The sequence below is a fragment of the Alteromonas sp. V450 genome, from assembly GCF_001885075.1.
In the GTDB taxonomy this organism is placed as follows: Bacteria; Pseudomonadota; Gammaproteobacteria; order Enterobacterales; family Alteromonadaceae; genus Alteromonas.
Genome location: NZ_MODU01000004.1, coordinates 3565158 through 3585957 on the forward strand (window position 1 = coordinate 3565158; position 20800 = coordinate 3585957).

Annotated in this window: 17 protein-coding genes; 9 read left to right on the forward strand and 8 right to left on the reverse strand. The window is 43.9% G+C overall.

Features of this window, described 5'->3' with window-relative positions; all coding sequences use genetic code 11:
- The first annotated feature begins 98 nt into the window (after positions 1-98).
- Positions 99-1436: an MFS transporter gene (locus BK026_RS15710; protein ID WP_071816690.1), complete on the forward strand. Its 1338-nt coding sequence runs from the start codon at positions 99-101 to the stop codon at positions 1434-1436.
- 56 nt (positions 1437-1492) lie between these two features.
- Here BK026_RS15710 and BK026_RS15715 read toward each other — a convergent pair whose 3' ends face one another.
- Positions 1493-2095: a hypothetical protein gene (locus BK026_RS15715; RefSeq protein ID WP_071816691.1), complete on the reverse strand. Its 603-nt coding sequence runs from the start codon at positions 2093-2095 to the stop codon at positions 1493-1495.
- A gap of 220 nt (positions 2096-2315) precedes the next feature.
- Here BK026_RS15715 and BK026_RS15720 point away from each other — a divergent pair, with 220 nt between their 5' ends.
- Together BK026_RS15720 and BK026_RS15725 are read left to right on the forward strand one after the other, a co-directional pair.
- Positions 2316-2807: a hypothetical protein gene (locus BK026_RS15720; RefSeq protein WP_071816692.1), complete on the forward strand. Its 492-nt coding sequence runs from the start codon at positions 2316-2318 to the stop codon at positions 2805-2807.
- Between the two features lie 327 nt (positions 2808-3134).
- Positions 3135-3998: a S9 family peptidase gene (locus BK026_RS15725; RefSeq protein ID WP_071816693.1), complete on the forward strand. Its 864-nt coding sequence runs from the start codon at positions 3135-3137 to the stop codon at positions 3996-3998.
- Between the two features lie 304 nt (positions 3999-4302).
- Here the strand turns inward: BK026_RS15725 and BK026_RS15730 are convergent, their stop codons facing one another.
- Positions 4303-5304 (reverse strand): LacI family DNA-binding transcriptional regulator, encoded by a 1002-nt coding sequence (locus tag BK026_RS15730; protein WP_071816694.1) that lies wholly within the window; start codon positions 5302-5304, stop codon positions 4303-4305.
- A 326-nt stretch (positions 5305-5630) separates the two neighbouring features.
- Between BK026_RS15730 and BK026_RS15735 the strand changes: the two genes are divergently transcribed.
- From BK026_RS15735 to BK026_RS15750, 4 genes are all read left to right on the forward strand, one after another.
- On the forward strand, positions 5631-6653 hold the full coding sequence (locus tag BK026_RS15735) for an aldose epimerase family protein (RefSeq protein WP_071816695.1): 1023 nt from the start codon (positions 5631-5633) through the stop codon (positions 6651-6653).
- A 153-nt stretch (positions 6654-6806) separates the two neighbouring features.
- On the forward strand, positions 6807-7862 hold the full coding sequence (locus BK026_RS15740) for a UDP-glucose--hexose-1-phosphate uridylyltransferase (RefSeq protein WP_071816696.1): 1056 nt from the start codon (positions 6807-6809) through the stop codon (positions 7860-7862).
- On the forward strand, positions 7855-8994 hold the full coding sequence (gene galK / locus BK026_RS15745; protein WP_071816697.1) for a galactokinase: 1140 nt from the start codon (positions 7855-7857) through the stop codon (positions 8992-8994). The genes BK026_RS15740 and galK overlap by 8 nt, the downstream gene beginning before the upstream one ends.
- 352 nt (positions 8995-9346) lie before the next feature.
- Positions 9347-9931, forward strand: a complete 585-nt coding sequence (locus tag BK026_RS15750; RefSeq protein ID WP_071816698.1) for a single-stranded DNA-binding protein — start codon at positions 9347-9349, stop codon at positions 9929-9931.
- A gap of 204 nt (positions 9932-10135) precedes the next feature.
- On the opposite strand, the gene BK026_RS15755 is transcribed toward BK026_RS15750, so the two are convergent.
- Positions 10136-10621, reverse strand: a complete 486-nt coding sequence (locus BK026_RS15755) for a hypothetical protein (RefSeq protein ID WP_071816699.1) — start codon at positions 10619-10621, stop codon at positions 10136-10138.
- Positions 10622-10685: 64 nt separating this feature from the next.
- Complete coding sequence (locus BK026_RS15760) at positions 10686-11747, reverse strand: endonuclease/exonuclease/phosphatase family protein (RefSeq protein ID WP_083575104.1); 1062 nt, start codon at positions 11745-11747, stop codon at positions 10686-10688.
- 272 nt (positions 11748-12019) lie between these two features.
- Between BK026_RS15760 and BK026_RS15765 the strand changes: the two genes are divergently transcribed.
- Both BK026_RS15765 and BK026_RS15770 read left to right on the forward strand, forming a co-directional pair.
- On the forward strand, positions 12020-13288 hold the full coding sequence (locus BK026_RS15765; RefSeq protein ID WP_071816700.1) for a dienelactone hydrolase family protein: 1269 nt from the start codon (positions 12020-12022) through the stop codon (positions 13286-13288).
- A 152-nt stretch (positions 13289-13440) separates the two neighbouring features.
- Entirely contained in the window at positions 13441-14538 is a 1098-nt protein-coding gene (locus BK026_RS15770; RefSeq protein WP_071816701.1) for a lipopolysaccharide assembly protein LapB, read from the forward strand.
- Between the two features lie 48 nt (positions 14539-14586).
- Here BK026_RS15770 and BK026_RS15775 read toward each other — a convergent pair whose 3' ends face one another.
- The 4 genes from BK026_RS15775 to BK026_RS15790 form a co-directional block, all read right to left on the reverse strand.
- Entirely contained in the window at positions 14587-16716 is a 2130-nt protein-coding gene (locus BK026_RS15775; protein WP_071816702.1) for an alpha-galactosidase, read from the reverse strand.
- A 270-nt stretch (positions 16717-16986) separates the two neighbouring features.
- The gene (locus tag BK026_RS15780) at positions 16987-18444 is read right to left on the reverse strand and encodes an SLC5 family protein (protein WP_071816703.1); all 1458 of its coding nucleotides are present in this window, start codon (positions 18442-18444) and stop codon (positions 16987-16989) included.
- 20 nt (positions 18445-18464) lie between these two features.
- Complete coding sequence (locus tag BK026_RS15785) at positions 18465-19214, reverse strand: SapC family protein (protein ID WP_071816704.1); 750 nt, start codon at positions 19212-19214, stop codon at positions 18465-18467.
- A 13-nt stretch (positions 19215-19227) separates the two neighbouring features.
- Entirely contained in the window at positions 19228-20760 is a 1533-nt protein-coding gene (locus BK026_RS15790) for a tryptophan halogenase family protein (protein ID WP_071816705.1), read from the reverse strand.
- Positions 20761-20800: the final 40 nt, after the last annotated feature.

Consider the following 20800-nt stretch of genomic DNA (forward strand, 5'->3'; position numbering starts at 1 on the left):
TGCTACACTTCGCGACCTTATTCTTCTTGCAGCAGAAACAGCGGTCTCTGCGCGCTTTTTTGTTTTTTTGATTTTACTTATTGAGGGAAAGAGACGCTTTGAACGCTTTGGAATTACGCGCCGCGCTTGCACTCGCCTCCGTTTACGTATTACGCATGATGGGGCTGTTCATGGTTATGCCTGTACTGGCTGTGGCCGCGATGGACTACCCTGACTATTCGCCGCTATTGGTAGGGCTTGCCGTGGGTGGTTATGGCCTCACTCAAGCTGCGCTGCAAATTCCTATGGGTATGATGTCTGACAAATGGGGGCGCAAGCCTGTCATTTTGCTAGGGCTTGCCGTTTTTGCCTTAGGTAGCTTTGTCGCGGCAACTGCCGACAGTATGGTTATGATGATTGTAGGGCGTATTCTACAAGGCGCAGGGGCTATTGCAGGTGCGATAATGGCACTTGCTACCGATGTCAGCCGCGAAAGTCAGCGTGCCAAAGTATTAGCTATTATAGGAATAGCCATTGGCTTCTCATTCTATTTAGCCGTTATTTTAGGGCCTCTCATTGCTAACAGCTACGGGCTTGCTGGTGTGTTTGGTATTACTGGTATTCTGGCCATGCTTTGCATGCCACTGGTTAAATGGGTAGTGCCAAACGGTGTGCAGCTGAGCAGTGGCGATACACTGCCACAAAAAGATCAGCTTAAACGTTTGGTTTTCTCTTCACAGCTATGGCGCTTAAATGTCAGTGTGATGATTTTACACATGTTAATTACACTGTTGTTTGTTCAACTTCCCGTTACGTTACTGAACTTTGATATGACGCTAGACAGTCATTGGACGGTCTACTTACCCGTTTTAGGGGCGTCAATTGTAGGTCTAATTATAATGATGGGAGCAGCAAGAGGCCGTACGCCTAAATCGCTTCTTGTTACCGGCGTTCTATTAATGGGCGGTGCGTTTTTGGCGCTCAGCTTAGAAGATCATAGCTGGTGGTGGGTTACCGCAGCAGTGGTACTTTTCTTTACCGGCTTTAATTATTTGGAAGCGAATTTCCCTGCATTGGTGTCGAGCATTGCGCCTGCGGGACAAAAGGGAACGGCCATGGGCCTTTACGCTAGTTTTCAATTTTTTGGTGCGTTCTTGGGCGGTATAGTTTCAGGCTTAGCCACCGATATTTGGACGCAAGAAGTGGCCTACGCAGTGGGGGCTCTTAGTACTGTATTTTGGCTCTTCGTAGTTATCGGAATAAAAGAAGTCTCTCGCGTTAAACGAGTGATGATGCAATACAGCTTCGACACAGAAAATGTCCCTTCACTAGAGACTGCACTTTTACAGGTTCCCGGTGTGTTGGAGGTGACATTAAATAGTAAAGCCGGCGCGGTATACTTGAAAGTAAATAGCGATTTTGACGCGATAAAAGCGCGCGATGTGCTAGCCGCTTAATGGGTGATACATGTCCTTAACGAAGGACTCAATGCAGCCGAGCACACACAACATGCTTACTCATTTCCAATTGTTTTGTGGTTGAGGCTAAGCGCTTCGCCACATTCATGAAGTAGCGACGCTTTTATGCGTTTTGTTGCATCATCAAAGGCTGCTTTCATGGCTGCTTTTGCCACATTTTCATCGCTTTCGATATTGACGTTAACATTTACACTTCTTCCTTTGAAGCTTGCGGCAGGGAAGAATTTGTCTGCGTAATGCGGCCTGTACATTGTGTCTAATACAACCGTTGCAATCATGTTGCTACCTATACTTTTTACAAAAGCCCGCTCTAATACCACTTTGATACTGTTATTTGACGATATATTGTGACTGATGTTCGTTTCTTCTAAGCTCATTTCTAGTAAATTATAAAGCGTATCTGCAGATACTTTTTCATTACCGACTAATAGATCTTTTGGGGTACGCACATCTATTAGCTCGACAAGACTCACTGGACAGGCTTTCGCCTTAGCAACAGAAGCTTCATGCGCTTTTTTCTGATCTTCAGGTATAAGGTGTGTGTCGAATTCTTGTGTAGATTCACATGCTACCAGCATTAAGACTGTAAATACGATCACACAAATAGCGCTAAGGCGAGAAGGAGTTGACAGGCTCATTTTTATATCCCTTTTTTGATTGATTCAACGTTCCCTACGACAAGTATATGTTCTGCAACTACGCATCACTACTTATCAACTGTTTCAAACTGTTACAGCGCGATCTTAAATCGCAAAACCTCTCCTTTTTTTCAGAAAAAATTCATAACTTTCTCAAGAATTGTGCAATGCCTACGGTCAGTATCGAGATACTTCAGACCAAAAAGGAAAGTAATTCGTTATGAAAAAAATAACCCTATTATTCGCGTTAATCTTCCCCACATTATCTTTTGCAAATACAGACAAGCCGCTTCCGAGTGCAAGTGAATGGAAGGCTTACATAGAAAACATGCAGCCTTCAAAATATGAAAAAATACGGGATGTTCATATAGAGTTTATCGCTGTTGACGGGCAGGATTATCATGCGTTTAAACATCTCATTATGGAAGTAGGGAGTAAGTATGCGGCTCAAGCTGGCGCTGAGTATCCCAGCTTTTATGAGTTAACGTTCGGTGAGTATGACTTCATGTTGATTTGGCCGGATGACAAAAAATACTCTCGGCTTGACTGGGAAACGACACAAACGGATATCGATATGATTAAACTAATGGAAAAAGAGTTAGGTTACGAACAAACAGTTAGATATATGCGGCTGTACAATCGCATTACTAAATCTAAAAACAGATATCACGGACGACAACTCACTACTGGTAGTGATGGTAAAATGGACTAGGGAGCTCTTTTTCGCAAGCCTGTGCTTGGGGGGCGTGATCTTGCAGGTCAGCATACCTGTAAGTCGCACAACAAGCGCCACGCGATAAGCGTGACGCTTACCTTTTCACTTTTTAAATCACAACAATAAAAGGGAATACTTGGCAATAGACAACATAACGCTATTTGTCTTCCTCATGTACCTGCTAAAAAAGACGAAAAGTGAGATTGTGAGTGTTTACTGGCATACAGAGAACAATTTTAGACGCCTTTCAGATAAGTTATCTTGCAAACTGTCCCAGCTTGTTTAGCATGTAACCAGTTAATTCTGTTACACGGATTGTTTTCTATGATGAGTAAAAAGCATATTGCGTTATATATGTGTGCGCTCTTAGCGCTCGCGGCTTGTGCCATTAATGTTTCTCCAACTGCTTTTTTTTATCAAGACGCCGAGCAAAAGCCTCTCGATACGACAAAGCTTCACGCGGCTATTCAGAAAGACGAAATGTCAGCAGGGATTACTCAGGTAGAGCTAACAAATCAACAAGGCATTGTGTTAAGAGGTGTTGCGGTATCGTATGCTAACCCAATAGTGAATATCGTATTTTTCGCTGACAATCGTATGTCTGTTAGTGAAAATAACAGCGTTATCCATCGTTTAGGTCAGCTACCTGCTAACGTTCTATGGTTAGACTATCAGGGAGTTGGAGCGAGTGAAAAAGCGAGCAAGTTGAGTATTAACGCAATTAAACAAGACGCACTTACTCAATTTGATTATGTAAAAAACGCCTTTGATCCCTCTTTACCTACCGTCGTTCATGGCAGAGGCATTGGTAGCTACTTCGCTAGCTACGTTGCGGCAAATCGTCAAATAGATGCACTTGTTCTCGACGGTGCTTTTAATAATATTTCCGACCTCATTGCTAATATGGTGCCGGGTTTCTCTAACTCTTTTACCAGTATGAAACTGCATGACGATGTCCATAGTATGCAGATAGCACCGATACTGCGACATTACGAAGGCCCTTTGTGGCTGGTAGTAGGCGAGCAGGACAAAATCACCCCTTACTCAATAAGTCAGCAGCTATTGAAAGATGCCGCAAGCAGCAAGAAGTATATTTCTGTTATTCCTAAAGCGACACATAACGCAACGCTTAAATCCGATTACGCCATTACAGAATACAAGCAGTTTTTAGCAAGGTTTACGCAGTGATAGGTGGACTCCTGGTTGTGGATAAGTAGTGGAAAACCCTGTTGGTAAATCTGTTAATACCCTTATCGAACAACTGATCGAGATCATGTGAAGTGTTATTGTTCGGATCACGAATCAGCAATAAACTCAAGCGCTGTAGCGTTAAAATTAATGATCTGTTTGCATTTTGATCTTAACAATTTGATGGATCGTGCAATTTTTCAAATTGGGGATAAAACAATAGCAGTGATGATCAGCGCTAGTATTTTGTCAACAAAAATCACGGCCCGAAATGTACTTTTTCACAACCGCTTGTTTTTTAATTTCAAACTCGAATAATGGAATCGCGTTTGACTACGGTTGGCGTGTATTTAAACGTTAGACCGTCTTCTGGCTTACTGCCAGAGGCATATTTTAGCGCTAACTCAGCGGCTTTTGCTGCCATCATCTCAACAGGGTAACGCAACGTAGTCAATTTTGGTCGACAATACTTTGCAAGAAGCACGTCATCATAGCCCATGACAGACACTTGATCAGGAACCGCAATACCGTGGTCTTGTAGCATTGTCATAGCACCTGATGCCATAGCATCGTTATAAGCAAGTACAGCGGTGAATTGAGCGCCCGTTGCTAGCAGGTTCTGCATTGCTAATTCGCCACCTTCTTGGTCGGGGGTAGCAAATTCAATCATGCTCTCAGGCAGCGTTAATTGTGCAGATTCGATGGCGTTGCGAATACCTTCTAGTCTGTGGTTAGGGTCGTCTATACGGTATTGGCTGCTGATAACAGCAATACTTTTATGACCCTGGTTAATCGCATACTCTGCCATTAAGCGCCCGCCCGTAATGTTATCCAACCACACGCAACGATTAGCTATTTCTGGAATGTAGCGATTAATAAGAACAAAGCCCGGCACCTGGTTGGCGAAATCGATAAGCGTATCGTCATCTAACGCTTTGCTGTGTACCACCATTGCTTCCACACGGTGTTCCAACAGGGTTTCAATTGCTCTAAGTTCTGTTTCCTTCTCGATCGAGCCGGCACTTAAAAGTATTTGGACGTTGTTTTTACGCGTTATTGACTCAACGCCATGGGCTAACATAGCAAAAAACGGATCGTGTAGTTCAGCAATAACAACACCGAGAGAGGCGCTCCGTTTTGTTACTAATGCGCGTGCGTTAGCATTCGGGCGATAGCCCATTTCAGCCATGATTTTTTTTACACGTTTGCGGGTGTCATCTCCGACTTTTGGTCCGTTATTTATAACACGCGAAACAGTAGCCAGTGACACTCCTGCAGCTTGGGCTATATCTTTTATTGTTGCCATTTTTTAATACTTTTTTGCTAGAAATAAAGCGTCAGATAGGTGCTGTTCTTTATTTTATAGGGTCAAACTTTTCATCAAGGTTCGATAGCCTACATTATTTTTACAAAAATAGGTAAATTTCCGTGCTGTTTTAACTTCGTGGGGTGTCATCTATTATTGGCGTGGTAATACCATTGGCCAACTTTGTGCAAACCGCTATTAAATGTGATGGAAAACGTATAACCTCACCGACATGCGATAAAAATTTAAATCTTATTTCTTGGTCAATATGCGCCAATTAAGATTAGAAAAACAAGATGCTTTAAACCAAAGGTAAAAAAATTGTTATGAAAATAGAAGTCTCAGAATTTGGTGCACTTCAAGGAGAGGCGGTTAAGGCTTTTACACTCATTAACGATCAGGACATGCAGGTAACGCTGCTTAATTTGGGCGGTATTATAAAAGATATAAAGGTTCGGGATCGGTCAGGCGAGTTCAAGCATTGTGTGCAAAGTTTCGATTCTCTCGAACAATATATTGAAGACAAAACGTACCGTGGTGCTATTGTCGGACGTTATGCAAACCGCATTGGTCAGGCAACGTTTACGCTCGATGGCAAACAGTATTTCTTAGATAAGAATGGTGGCGATCATTGCTTACACGGTGGTAATACTGGGTTCCATAAGAGAGTATGGGATGCAGCCCATAGTGTCAATGCGCAACAATGTAGCTTAACGTTACAATTGACCAGCCCCGATGGAGAGGGGGGATTTCCAGGGAATGTAGACATAACAGCATGCTATACACTAGATAATAACAATGTTCTCTCATTATCTATTTGTGCCTCTACGGACAAATCCACGCCGTTGAGTTTTACCCAACATGCATATTTTACATTGAGCAATGAGAGTACGGTTGGTTCGACCTATGTCAAAATTGATGCGGACCACGTTACTCAAGCAGACAGTACGCTACTGCCCACGGGTCGTTTAACCAGCGTAACTAACACGCCTTTCGACTACCGAACACTTACAAAAATTGCGTCTCGCGTTAATTCATCATTACCCTGCGAGCTTTTTGAAATGGTGGGCGGCTACGATCATAATTACGTACTAACAGCACTAAAAAATAATCAACCCAATGCTCTTGTTTATGCAGAAGACACCGGAATAGAGATGGCGTTGAGTACAAATCTTCCTGGGTTACAATTCTACACAGGTAGTCTTCAAACAAGTGAGCAGATTGGTGCGTTATGCCTTGAACCACAGCATTTTCCCGATGCACCAAACAGACCTGAATTTCCTAGCTGTATTGTTGAACCCGGTAAGCCAATGACGGCGCTTTTTCGATATGCATTTAGCGTTGACTAGATCGAAGAAGAAAACAGATTGTTATATATTTAACAATTTATTTTCTTTGTTACTTCATTGATAAAGCGTGTGACTTCATATACTATTGATAGGGTAAACGTTTAACCCTTGCCAGGATAAGTCTGGTAGCAGGTAATTTTAGAGAGAGTGATTATGGGAACGCCATTCGACCCAACGAACGATCCACATCGCCGGTTTAATCCGTTACTCGGTGAGTGGGTATTAGTATCGCCTCACCGAGCCAAACGACCTTGGCAAGGCGCGTCTGAAGAGCCGAATAACGAGCAAAAACCGTCTTATGATCCAACTTGCTATCTATGCGCCGGTAATACTCGTGTTAACGGAGAAGTTAATCCAGACTATTCGGGTACATTTGTTTTCGAGAACGATTTCGCTGCACTCAAAAAGGATACTGAGCATACTAGTCACTATGAAGGACTTTTTCAGTACGAAACTGAGCAAGGTTGTAGCCGGGTTATATGCTTCTCTCCAGACCATAGCAAAACATTACCGGAACTAAGTGACGAACAGCGTTTAGACGTTGTTAATACTTGGAAAACCCAGACGGCAGAACTAGGTAAAGAATATCGCTGGGTTCAAGTGTTCGAGAACAAAGGCTCAATGATGGGCTGTTCAAACCCACACCCGCATGGTCAGGTATGGGCGCAGCAGCATTTGCCTACAGATCCAGCGAAAAAGCTCGTCCAACTAACGCAGTATTTTGAGCAAAACGGAACCCCAATGCTGCTGAACTATGCCGAGCAAGAGGTGGCGAAACAAGAACGGGTGGTGTGCCAAAACGATGAATGGGTTGTAGTTGTGCCTTATTGGGCTGCTTGGCCTTTTGAGACGTTATTGCTGCCGCGTTTTGACGTTCAGTCTATGCACCAGCTAACCGATGCACAGTCTTTATCACTTGCAAAAATCATTGGTGAAATTACCGCAAAATACGACAATATGTTCGAGACTTCGTTTCCTTATTCAATGGGATGGCATAGTGCGCCGTTTGATAGCGAAGCGCATCCAGAGTGGACGCTACATGCGCATTTCTTCCCGCCACTATTGCGTTCAGCCAGCGTGCGCAAGTTCATGGTTGGATACGAAATGATGGCCGAAGCACAGCGAGATTTGACCCCCGAACAAGCGGCAGACAGATTAAAAGCACTGTCGACGGTGCATTACAAGACGCGAGAGAATACGAATGGATAACCAAGTACTTTCCTCTACATTTGAAGCGCATTATGGCAACGAGCCAACGCTGATAGCGCACGCTCCTGGCCGAGTGAATATTATTGGTGAGCATACAGACTATAACGAAGGCTTTGTATTTCCTGCAGCAATTAATTTTGGAACCTGGGTTGCCGCAACCAAGCGCGACGATAACGACATTGTGGTTACTGCAATGGACTATGAAAATCAGCAAAACCAGTTTTCGTTGTCAGACATTAACTATGACGAAGAACAAGGCTGGGCAAATTATGTTCGCGGCGTAGTAAAAGTACTTAAAGATGCCATCCCTGCCGTTGGCGGTGCTAATTTACTGGTTACTGGCAATGTGCCGCAAGGCGCGGGTTTAAGCTCTTCAGCGTCTTTCGAAGTAGCAATATTGAAAGCGCTTAGTACGTTGTATGCGTTGCCCCTAGATGGGGTGCAGGCTGCGCTGCTTGGGCAGAAGGCCGAAAATACTTTTGTGGGTTGTTCATGCGGTATTATGGATCAGCTAATTTCGGCTATGGGCAATGAAGGTATGGCAATGCTGCTCGATTGCCAGTCATTGGCTATTGAGCATTCACCGCTGCCAGACTCGCATCAAATTGTTATCATCAATTCGAATGTAAAGCGAGGGTTGGTGGACAGTGAATATAATTTGCGTCGTCAGCAGTGTGAGCAAGGTGCATCGCTACTGGGTGTTTCATCGTTGCGCGAAGCAACCATAGAGATGTTAGAAGAAGCCAAAGCACACATGCCTGAAGTGGTTTATCGCCGAGCAAAGCATATCATTACTGAAAATGCGCGTACTTTAGCAGCAAGTCAGGCGCTAAAGTCTGGCGATATTGAAACGGTAAGTGACGCTATGGCGCAGTCTCACGTTTCTATGCGTGATGACTTTGAAATTACCGTACCTCCTATAGATTACCTGGTTGAGATTATTGGAGAGGTGCTCGGTAAATCAGGCGGAGTGCGAATGACCGGCGGTGGTTTTGGTGGCTGCGTGGTAGCGCTTGTTCCCACTGATAAAGTTGATGCTGTAAAGCAAGTAGTCGCAGACAAGTATTTTGATGAAACGGGCTATACCGCTGACATTTACGTATGCACTGCTACTCAAGGTGCATTTGCATAACTACACACATTGATCACGAACACAAACCTCTCCCTTTTCTAAACAATCCTATTTTTTAGAATTGTTTGTGTCCCTTAAGCCGCACCAATTGGTTGCGGCTTTTTTTTATGTGCTATTTATGTTCGTGCCGTTTAAAACAAAGCGAAAGTTCAGAAGACGCCGACAATAAATTTTGTTAAGTTCTAGAACGTGTTGCAATTAGTGATGTAAACGTGAGGCGAAAAATTTCAATTTTTACTCATAAAATACGATATACTAATCGGCTAAAATTCGATGAACTTTCGCGCTTGCTGATGACTTTTTAAAGAAGAGTAATGTGGCAAGCCAATAAAAAATGTAACAGGAGACATCAATGGCAACGAAAGGCGTTAATAAGGTTATTCTTGTTGGAAACCTTGGCAATGATCCGGAAGTTAGATACATGCCTAACGGAAACGCCGTTGCGAACTTAAGCCTTGCAACTAGCGAAAGCTGGAAAGACCAACAGGGTCAGGTTCAAGAGCGCACTGAGTGGCACCGACTAACAATGTATCGTCGCTTAGCAGAAATTGCCGGAGAGTACCTGAAAAAGGGCTCGCAGATTTACGTTGAAGGTAAACTGCAAACGCGTAAGTGGCAAGATCAGCAAGGTCAGGACAGATACACCACGGAAATCATTGTAGACCAAATGCAAATGCTAGGTGGTCGCGGTGGTGAAGGCGGCGGTAACGGTGGTTATCAGCGCCCGCAAAATAACCAAGGTGGTTACAACCAAGCACCGGCGCAAGGCGGCTATAACCAAGCGCCACAGCAGGGCGGTGGTCAGCAAGGTGGATACAACCAAAACCAAGGTGGTGGTTATAATCAGGCATCTCAAGGTGGTGGTAATCAAGGTCAACCGAAGAACCCGCCAATGGCTGAGCCAGATTTTGATTTTGACGACGATATTCCGTTCTGATCAGAGAATAAGTATTTGATACGTGTTACAAGAGCCTGTTTTAACAGGCTCTTTTTTTTTCGTTAAAGGAAGATTTTTGTTGGAAAGATAGAAGGCTTACTAAAAGCGCTGTAGTACAAAATTTTATAATGAATTACAAGCAGGATTGAATTGATATTACTCATCGTTTACGAATAAAACACACTATACCTCTGTTGTAAAAACTCAAGATTGTGCATCAATACTATTGTTTTCACAGACACTAAAATCCAACTGCTCTATGTCTACAGGAGGCATGCTTTGCATTTGAAAATAGCCCCAGATTGCGAGCCCTAAGAACAAAACTGGGACAGCCAAAATACAACCTGATTTGATCCTTGCTCGGCTACCTCGCAGTATTTTGGTCTTTTTGTATACTTTCGCACCTGGTGGTGGAAATTGACTATGCATGAGCCCTTGGTAACCAATGGGGGCAAAAATACTAAAAAATAACAGGCCGACGATAAGCGGTAAACCAACAAAGACCGAGAGCCTAACAACCATAATGCCGGAATAATCAAACAATGAATGACAGTGAGCGGTAGCGGCGTACCAAGAAATGTAGGGGAACACCCACTTGTTGTGTGTCACAACAACAAAAGCGGCTAAGAGTAAACCTAGAATGGTTCGCTTAAGTTTCTCACTGTTCGTATATTCTTCAGCATAGTCCATTATAACAACCTCAAATGCTGATCATCTTTTCGCTTGTGTAGATGCGCGATAACGTGGCCATTTTTTATAGCTTGAACGACGCGACAATGGGCAAATGATCAGACAGCGCTAATGCTTCGCCTCTCAACACGTTGCCATGCGTATTTTCTAACGTCGGTGAGTAGAAAATATAGTCAATAGTCCGGCTAGGTAGCTTTTCTGGGCTGCTAGGGGATATATAAGTAAACCAAGGCTCAGGATCACGCTGGATGTTCTCTAGCGAGGGAATGGATGAGTATGTTGTTATGAGTGGCGTTAACTCCGTGCCCTGTTCATTGTAATGGCTTCGCTGTTCAGTAAAGCTTGCTATGGCTGCGTCATTAGGGAGCAGGTTGAAATCACCGCCTATTATCCAATGTGCATCTGAACCAAGTGAAGTTAGCTGCTCCATGACTTTTGCAACCTGCAAAGTCATAGTATTGCTACCTTTAGCGAATGCACTTAAATGGGTGTTAATAACCACAAGCTCTCCACCACCTTCTATTGGTAGATGTACCTGTTGCATAGCTCTTTTTAAATTAAATTGACGGCGAAGTATGTCATCTGTAGTTATGGCCGGAAGTGCTATCCGCGTTGCTTGGCTCAATGCGTATTTTGAGAGCACAACCAGTTTCATACCTACCCGTCCGTTTATATCGGGGTGCGGTACATAAGCGGCTTTCCAGTAAAAAGTTTGGGTAAACGCCGTATAGTCGGGAAGTCGAGATAGCAGGGCTTGTGTTTGATCTTGCCTATGCGTTCTGCTTGCAACATCGTCCACTTCCTGCAATAACACAATATCTGGGGCTTGCTGTTGAATGACGCGGGCAATACCATCTAGGGTCTGTTCTATGCTCTCTTTGCTCGGCCACGGATCAGTGCCATCATCGTAAAAAAAATGATTGTTGTGATTTCCAGCCATGAACTGCACGTTCCAATTCATTATTTTTATTGTTTGGCCTGGCTGGATTCTTGGGATTTGTTTTGGGCTATATACTTCCTGTATTTCAATCTCGCTAGGGTGGTAGGTGGTAAAATAAATCAAAAGCGATAGCAGTAAAGCGAGAGATACACACATCACTAAAAGTATTCTTATTATTTTCATCATTGGCGTTTGTTAAGTGGTGCATTGTTGAATTTCGTGTAAGTCAACATATCACATACCGTTGTAATTACCACTTAAGCGCAGATTCGTTCTAGCACGCCTAATTCTTCTGATACTTTTCTAAATAGTTATTTGTGTTGAAGGTTATACGTTTGCCCTTTTTATCATTCTTTTTTATTCACCTTAATTACCATTCTAAATGTCGTTATTCTTGTTTAGACCTTATGAAGGGGTATTATTAGTTTTGTTATAAATCTTACAAAGCCACCTTAAATATGAAAACGTTATCCCTGTTTTTTGGCATTGCCGCTCTTGCGTCTACGTCAGCCTTTTCCGCTCAAAAACTCTACAAACCCTTTCCCTCTGATGTCATGCCATCGCTCAGCGAATCAGGTTCGTTTAATGTTGGTGTGAAAACGCTGCGAGTTTCATATCCAGATGGAGCCAAAAATGTAGTGGGTGAACTTGGCGAACGTGAGTTAACTCTTGAGGTCTGGTATCCGTCTGAAAAGGGAGATGCCACAGCTGTTTATATCAACGAGACGCGAAGCGGCCAAGAGTTCGAAATTCAGGGAGATGCCTATCGAGATGCTCCTGTTGCAAAAAACGATTCTCGATATCCGGTTATCGTTGTATCGCATGGGTACACAGGGTATCGCACGCTGATGTATTACCTAGGAGAGCATTTAGCTTCCCACGGTTACGTGGTAGCTGCTATTGATCATACCGATTCAACCAATAAAGATGTCGACTTCGCTGTAAATCCTTTTTCGGGCTTTCCGAGTACGCTTTTGAATCGTTCACGTGACCAAGTCTTCACACTAAAAAGTATTGAGGCTCATGCGTTTTTCAAAGATAGCGTGGATGCTGAAAAGGCGGGAATTATAGGTTATTCAATGGGTGGGTATGGTGCAGTGAGTACTGTTGGCGGGTGTTATGCGTTCAACGAAAATCAAGCTGCAACGTTCACGGGAACACAAGAGCCAGCCACTATACCGTCAGTGAAGAAAGCGTTGAACACGTGTGCGGGTGGAAACACCACTCCTGAAGCGACATTACCGGCATGGAAAGCTGCGCTGGCACTTGCTCCATGGGGGGGGCAGCACCAGCTCTTTGATGTAGCGTCGTTAAACAATATTTCTGTACCTATTCTTTATGTAGCTGGTGATAACGATGATATTTCCGGTTACGAGGGTATTAAGTGGTTATTTGATAACACCGGCAGTAAAGATTCCAAACTCCTTACAGTTAAAAACGCCCGTCATAATGTTGCCCCACACCCAGCTCCCAAAGAAGCTTACAACAGTGAGTTTGATTTAGGCAGCTACATTGAACCGGCTTGGGAAGTGCAAAAGCTTAACGCCATAAATGAGCACTTTGCATTGGCACTTATGAACTGTCATGTAAAAGCGATGTCTGACGCTTGTGAACTTCTGAACGTTGAAGGCTCTAGTGCACAAGAGCCGATTGATGGCAAGAAACCTGAACCGTGGAAAGGCTTTGATGACCGATGGGCATTAGGCCTAGAAATGCAGGGCAAATAACGATTCAAAAGGGCGCTACGCGCCCTTTTTTATTTCTTGTTACATATTTGCGCAGAAATTCACATGTTACTGGTTTAACGTAGATTTTTAGCATTTCCTTTCGGCATTGCTTGACCAATGCTGTTACCTATTTAAATACATAAGGACTTGAAATGAAGATAAGCAACCTTGCTGCAATAGCGTTGTGTACGGTGTCGTTTTTAACCCCTGCTTCCTCCCCCTATGCTTACGCTAATGAAGATGAGCGTGCTGCTATTGAAAACACAACTGCGCAGGATGAAGCGCTAAAACAAAGTTTTGAGCGTGGTGAATTTTCAAAAATTGTTGAGACTCTTCAGCCCTTAAAGAATAAGACACCGAAACAGTACAATATGCTTATTTCAGCGCTAATGAATATAGATTTAGATGAAGCCGAAGAGGCCGCTGAGGATTTCATACATGTGCACGGTAACAATTTTAAAGCCTACCATATGCATGCAAGCGTGATGGGAGCGCAGGCATCCAGCAGTATTTTTTCCGCGTTGGGCTATGCCAAAAAAGCGAAGAAAAGCCTAGAAAAAGCGGTTGAGATTGCGCCTGACAATATCGCGGTGTACCAAGCGTTAATGCAATTTCATTTAATGGCGCCATCTATTGCTGGTGGCGATATGGATGAAGCGGTAAAGCTTACGCAAAAGATTGCTGAGCTAGATGCTACTGAGGGTCAGTTTGCGCTCGCTCGAGTTTATCTGGAAGACGGTAAAGAGACAGAGGCTAAAGCTGTATTCGAAAAGCTAATTGAAGATGAAGCTACGCAAATTCGAGGGCGCGTTGAATTAGGCAGCTTCTATCTGGGTGATAAACAGTATGCCTCTTCGTATGACATATTGACCCCCCTCGCAGATGTTGAAATAGCCGAAGTGGAAAAGAAAGAAAGCGAAGCATGGGAGGCTTATCAGGAAACCAAAAGCAATCTACTGTATGGAAAATATCGCTTAGGGCAGGTTGCGGTTGAAAGCGGCAAATATACGACTGTCGGCATTAATGCACTAGAAGGATATTTAGAAGACTATGCCACTACCAACATAGATAGAAAAAGCCTGCCGTCAACTAAGTGGGCGCAGCTGCGTTTGGCGGAACTTTACTTAAATGCCAATAGAATAGATGAAGCACAGCGCATGGTTAATTTGCTAGACGGTGAGCACGACGAACGGTTTTCAAAGATCCTTAAAAAAATTAATAAGGCAATAAAAAAACGAGCCGCGGTGTAGCACCGCAAAGCTCGATTTTTCGCATCTTTTAATCTAAGCGTTTATGCGCTAAAGCGCTTTAACGGTATAAATTAACGCTGTCTGAGGGAAAAGTACCGGCAGCTGCATACCGTATTTCATTAACACTTCGCCAGAGAACACTTGCCCGTCTGTTTGTTGCAAAATAGACGGGGTGTATTCTTTTAGCTTTTCAGGCCATACGCGTTCGATGGTGTATTGCTTGTTAGCATCAAGCCCCGCAAAGTAGAAACGGTTCGGCGTGGTGCGTACGGTTTCTGTAACGCTGTTATACGCAAAAATGCCTTCCTGCTTGTCTTTCGACACATAACCAAATTTCACGTTCATACCGTCATCGTCCATTCGGAATAGGTCGCCGCCGTGGGTAATATGTCGATACTTCTTATAAAGCGCAATAGCATTGGTGAGCACTTTTTGTTCGTGATCTGTTAGTTCACGTGGGTCCATTTCTATGCCCATGTGACCAAACAACGCCACCGCTGAGCGAATTTCGATAGGTAGGTTTCTACCCGTAATATGACAATCGCGCGGGCCTACGTGGGCGCCCATTACTTCTGATGGGAAGAAGTAAGAACAGCCGCGCTGAATGTACAAACGATCTAGTGCGTCGTTAGAGTCTGACGTCCAGAATCGGTCTGTATGTGGCAAAATACCCAAATCTACACGGCCACCGCCTGAACAGCAGCTTTCAATCTCAATGCCTGGTTTGGCCGCTTTAACGCGGTCAATTAAACTATACAGTGCAGCCATTTGACCGTGCATAGCAGGTTTACCGTGAAGATTTCCTGGATGGTTTACGTCGCGGTTCATGTCCCATTTGATGTAGCTTATTTTTGGATAGGCTTTCAGTACATCAGTAATCACTTTATACAGGTACTCAACCACTTCAGGGTTGGTTAAGTCCAATACATATTGGTTTCTGAATGGCACATGAGGGTTGTTTTCAGTTTGAAGTGCCCACTCAGGATGCGCGCGATATAAGTCGCTATCTGGGTTAACCATTTCTGGCTCAAACCAAATGCCGAATTCCATGCCAAGACCAGTAACATGGTCAATTAATCCATCTAGTCCTTCTGGGTAGATGGCTTCATCTACAAACCAGTCACCAAGCCCAGCTTTGTCGTTTCTGCGGCCTTTAAACCAACCATCGTCTAGAACGAAGCGCTCAATACCTAGCGGCGCTACCTTATCAGCCAAAGCTTTAAGCTCATCTTCGTTATGGTCGAAATAGATTCCTTCCCATGTGTTGTAGTGCACTGGGCGAGGCTTTGATTCAGCGGTATGGTTTAGCACATTACTGCGAATGAAATTGTGAAACTGTTGCGACAGTGAAGAAAAACCCTCACAGCCATAGCCAGTATATAGCACTGGCGACGTATAGCTTTCTCCGGCATTAAGTACCACTTCACCCGGGAAGAGTAATTCACCGAACTGAACATAGCTTCTACCGTCAGCCATTAGCTCTGCGCGAAGCTTATGGTTTGCTGAGGCACCAAGGTGGTAACCATAGCACTCACCGTTTAGTTCACCCGTTCCTTGAGGGAATGCAATCAGGCCAGGAAAGGTGTCGTGAGAGGTTTTGCCGCGGCGATTTTCACGTACATAACTTCCAAAGAAGAGGTCGTGATCTTTGGTTTGAAATTCAGCAGACCAACGACCTTCAAATGTTTTAATTTTACTCACCGTTGTAGGAAGTGGAAGGCTAGCGGCATTTAGGTAATTTAAGTTAAGTGGGGTATCACCACTATTTTCAATACGAGAAACGTATTTAACCACACTGGTATCTGCATCGAGTTCGGCAGTTGTAATAAGGCGCATACCGCGATGCGCATCTTCAGCAATGAAGGCAACCGATTGAGCGTCTTCATTTATCTCTACTAAGCTAAAGCCTGCTGACCACTGGTCCGCATCACCGGAAACTTCCAGGCCTGGCTGTCCTGTCCAACCTTCACCATGGGTTGGTACTAAAGTAATGGGTGGCTCGATTACTGGCGCACACTTAGCTTCTTGGCGTGTGTTTAAAACGCTAAGCATTTCAGGCGTTGTGCTGTCACTTAATGGCGCACCATAGTAAATGACTTTTGGCATACGACCCTGACAGTCGAATATTAAGGTGACTTTTTCGTTCGACAGGCGTACGAATTGAGAAAGTGACGACATAAAAACCTCAGCGTTAATAAAACGTAAATTAGGTGGTGATACAACTTTTTTACAACGTAAGCAGCGTCTTCTTACGCCATAATTTTGTATATTAAATCACGTTAACTATACCTATTCTACAATTTTAGGGTAAACGTTTTACTTTCAATGGTAGTCTGCATTGTGAAGGAAATGAAGTCTGACCAATAGTTGTAAAATATAGACAATATTAATTGTTAAAAACAAAAAAGGATGTCAAAAGACATCCTTATTCGACATGTTACTAATTTGTTAGGCTTCTTTTTTATAAAGCTCTAACGAAAACTCTGCCTTTTGGTTAAACACCACGCGGTTAACAATAAGCGCAAAGGCTACGCAGCCAATAAGGGTTGCAAACATAAGGTGTATATAATGAAGGCCAAACGGTGCATATAAAGGTGAAGCTTCAAAGCTCATTAATGCATAAATGGAAACGCCGAACAACACTGCACCAATGGCCGCAAACGCATGCACGTTTCTAAACAGTAGGCCAACAATGAATACCGAAAGAATAGGCATACTTAATAGACCGTAAAGCTTCTGCACTAGGTTAATAATACTATCAGCTTGTTGGTATACGGGGATTAGTGCTAGCGATACTAAGCACAATAAAATAGTCACGTAGCCACTTAGCTTAGACACATTAGGTGTTTTGTTAATATAGCTTTCGTGAATGTCGCACACATAGAGCGCCGTGGCTGAATTCAAGTTACTGTTGAATGTGGTTAATACCGCAGCTGCCATGGCCGCTGCGAATACGCCAGAAAGCCAATCGGGCAATACCGTGGCAACAATTTTTCCGTAAGCACTATCGCCAATATCTCCAAATAGCTTGTATGAAACGATACCTGGAATAACAATAATGGCAGGTACAATAAGCAAGCGGATGCCGGCTGCAGCGAATACACCTTTTTGTGCCTCTTTTAATGAGGGGGCCGCCATAGCGCGCTGAGTAATAACCTGGTTAGTTCCCCAGTAGAACATTTGAATGAAAATCATACCGGTAAGCAAGGTATGCCAAGGGATCGGAGATTCATCATCGCCAATTAACGTAAGGCGCTCCTGCGGAATGCCATCAAAGTTATAGTCGATGGCTTGAAGCGCCAGAATAACCACCAGTACGGCCATAGTTAAAAGAAGCACGCCCGAATAGGTATCAGATACAGCAACAGCTCGTAGACCGCCGAAGATAGCGTAAAGGGCGCCAACGATAACAAAGATAACCGCAATGTACATAAGCGGTAGTTCAACGTTAAACATAGACTGCATGAACAATGACCCAGAATAAATTACCGCTGGGCAGAAAATGAGTGCACTACCGGCGAAAAACAAAGCACTAATTACTGCTCGGATATGCTTGTCGTGATAGCGCTGCTCTAGTAGTTCTGTTGTGGTTGTACACTTGAACTTGTAGTACACAGGCAGAAATACTTTTGCCAGTACGAAAAGGCCTACGACGGCTGCTAGTTCCCATAGGGCTAACAAGGCCATTTGGTTACCGTTCATCCCTACTAGCTGATCGGTACTTAAGTTGGTGAGCGTAATACTACCTGCAACGAAATACCAAGCTAGACCACCGCCTGCAAGAAAGTATTCGCGGTTTTGGTTTTGTGCATTTCTATTTTGTCCGCGGCAACTTAAATAGGTTAGAAAACCAATTAAAGCAGTCACAAAGACAAAAACAGACACCTGAATAGTGCTGGAAAACATGTTTTACTCCTAGAGGACAGTTATGACTTGCTGGTTTCGAACTTAATGTTGTTTACAGCGCGATCAGGGAATTTAGTGTTATGAAGACGAATAACGCGGTTCACTTGCAAAATAGAGCCGAGAATATTGAAAAGCACGTTGAGCAGGCCCTTTTGATTCAAACTAGCCAGCTCTTCACCCGTAAGGCTTTGCAAGCGTTGTTCATTCACCGTAGCTAGCCCGCCTACACGCTGATTGGTGTTGTCTTTGTACTCTATAATCAAGTCAACGGTATGAATAAGCCCCATCTCGCTAATTTGATTCATCATTACAGCGGTTTGCTGCATGGCGGCAACGCGTTCTTCTAGCAATTTCTTTTTATTATCTAAGTATGCAGTAGGGCGCTTGGAAGGTAAAAAAAGTGCTTCACCGTTCTGAGAAGAAACAGCTGGCGAGTCGACATCAACTAATACTTCTTGCTGCTGAGCATCATTTCCCAATCGTACGATAAAAGGTAAGGTGCGAAGACTAAGCGGTGCATAGTGACCAAGCCATGTACCTTGTGTTTCAAACACGTTTTCTTGGGGAGCTAGGCCGCACAGGGCCGAAATTGTCCAATACTGTGCTTCAGTAGATTTACTGAAAAACAGAGGGAAGTCACTAGATGCTTGAACGGCCTCCTTTATCTCAATGTTGAGAAGATGAAATTTCGAATAAGTACTAGCAAGCTTGCTCTCATCAATAGTAAGAGCACTGTGGGTATCAGCCGATAAGGTTTCAAATGTTGGCATATTATAGTTCTCGTTAGCTTGCTAACCACTGCTCAATGTAGTCGCGGTGATTAGGTAAGCTGCTCAGTTTTTGCTGCGTGATTAGCTGATTTTGCTGGATGACCTTGTCAGCTAGGTCACGGTCGTTGTAGAAATGAGACTGCAAAGAAAAGTCTGGAGAAAATCCCATTCCATATAGTACGTACTGATAGCTGGCGGCAGGAAAAAGCTCTATTGCCGCTGAAAAATCAGCAATTTGAGGGCCGCGATACTTCCAAATTTCCAAATCTTCTTTTAAAGAGTCGGGGATAGAAGCCGCATCGCGATTGGCAACCCAGTAAGGTTCACTGCGTTGGTTGAAAATATAATGGAGTTTTAAAAAGTCGATAATGCGCTGCCAGCGATAGTTCATTTGCTTGTTAAAGCGCTGGCTAACGATAGGCATCGCTGATTCTGGCAATGGCATTTGCTCTGCAATATAACGTGCTGAAATCTCGATAAGCATTAGGGCTGTTGCCTCTAATGGCTCTACAAACCCTGCGGAAAGACCCACGCCAATGCAGTTGCCTTTCCAAATACGCTTTTTGTAACCAGAGTTAAAGCGAATTGTGCGCGCTTTTAAATCACCGTGTTTGTCACCCACGTACTCACGCAATACTTCTTCCGCTCGTTCGTCGGTAGTAAATTCGGTGGAATAAACATGGCCTACACCTCTTCGAGAAGATAAACCAATATCCCAAATCCAGCCTGCTTCTTGCGCTGTTGCTTGGGTATAGGGCTTTATTTCGAAGTCTTCTTCGTGGGGTACATGAAGGGCAAGTGCAGAGTTATTAAATAGCACATCGTCTGTGGAGACAACGCTTTCACCGAGGGTTTCGCCAAGCAATAGTGAGCGAAAACCAGAACAGTCGACAAATAAATCAGCTTTCAGAGCCATGCCGTTGTTAAGGGTAACGCTTTCAATATGTTCGTTTGAGGTTGCGGCTACGTTTTCTACCGTGGCGACAATGTGTTTAACGCCTAGCTCCGTTTTGCTGAAGTCTCGTAACATGTCAGCAAATGCACCAGCATCTAAATGGTACGCATAGTTAGACTGCGCGCTGCTGTATTCCTGTTCATTAAGCGTGCGAGGCGCCATGTTGCGCTCACAGACGTGCTGCTGAAAGTTAGTGGCGTTGGCAAAATTTGCAATATCGCCTACGTAGGGGGCCATCTCAACACGTCCATAGCCTAGCGGAACGGTAAAAGGGTGGTAATAAAAGTCACCGTCGCCATTTACCCAATTAACAAATTTACCGCCCTGCTTGAATGCAGCACTGCAGCGTCTGAATACTTCTTTTTCAGAAAGGCCAATGTCTTTTAGCGTGTTGCGCATTGTTGGCCACGTACCTTCACCTACGCCGACAGTAGGAATGTCACTGGATTCGACTAAAGTTATGTCTAAGCCACATTCACCCGCTGCTACCTTGTGTTTAGCCGCGACGATAGCGGCTGTAAGCCAGCCAGCGGTGCCGCCACCAACAATGACGATACGCTGTTTTTGAGATGTATGAGATGAATGGTTCATGAAACAACACTGCTTAAATGGAATTATGACTGTTTTCTAC

Coding starts and splice junctions, on each gene's coding strand:
- BK026_RS15715 (WP_071816691.1), bottom strand. CDS start 2,095: ATGAGCCTGTCAACTCCTTCTCGCCTTAGCGCTATTTGTGTGATCGTA.
- BK026_RS15750 (WP_071816698.1), top strand. CDS start 9,347: ATGGCAACGAAAGGCGTTAATAAGGTTATTCTTGTTGGAAACCTTGGC.
- BK026_RS15775 (WP_071816702.1), bottom strand. CDS start 16,716: ATGTCGTCACTTTCTCAATTCGTACGCCTGTCGAACGAAAAAGTCACC.
- BK026_RS15760 (WP_083575104.1), bottom strand. CDS start 11,747: ATGATGAAAATAATAAGAATACTTTTAGTGATGTGTGTATCTCTCGCT.
- BK026_RS15785 (WP_071816704.1), bottom strand. CDS start 19,214: ATGCCAACATTTGAAACCTTATCGGCTGATACCCACAGTGCTCTTACT.
- BK026_RS15755 (WP_071816699.1), bottom strand. CDS start 10,621: ATGGACTATGCTGAAGAATATACGAACAGTGAGAAACTTAAGCGAACC.
- BK026_RS15765 (WP_071816700.1), top strand. CDS start 12,020: ATGAAAACGTTATCCCTGTTTTTTGGCATTGCCGCTCTTGCGTCTACG.
- BK026_RS15730 (WP_071816694.1), bottom strand. CDS start 5,304: ATGGCAACAATAAAAGATATAGCCCAAGCTGCAGGAGTGTCACTGGCT.
- BK026_RS15790 (WP_071816705.1), bottom strand. CDS start 20,760: ATGAACCATTCATCTCATACATCTCAAAAACAGCGTATCGTCATTGTT.
- galK (WP_071816697.1), top strand. CDS start 7,855: ATGGATAACCAAGTACTTTCCTCTACATTTGAAGCGCATTATGGCAAC.
- BK026_RS15725 (WP_071816693.1), top strand. CDS start 3,135: ATGATGAGTAAAAAGCATATTGCGTTATATATGTGTGCGCTCTTAGCG.
- BK026_RS15770 (WP_071816701.1), top strand. CDS start 13,441: ATGAAGATAAGCAACCTTGCTGCAATAGCGTTGTGTACGGTGTCGTTT.
- BK026_RS15740 (WP_071816696.1), top strand. CDS start 6,807: ATGGGAACGCCATTCGACCCAACGAACGATCCACATCGCCGGTTTAAT.
- BK026_RS15780 (WP_071816703.1), bottom strand. CDS start 18,444: ATGTTTTCCAGCACTATTCAGGTGTCTGTTTTTGTCTTTGTGACTGCT.
- BK026_RS15720 (WP_071816692.1), top strand. CDS start 2,316: ATGAAAAAAATAACCCTATTATTCGCGTTAATCTTCCCCACATTATCT.
- BK026_RS15735 (WP_071816695.1), top strand. CDS start 5,631: ATGAAAATAGAAGTCTCAGAATTTGGTGCACTTCAAGGAGAGGCGGTT.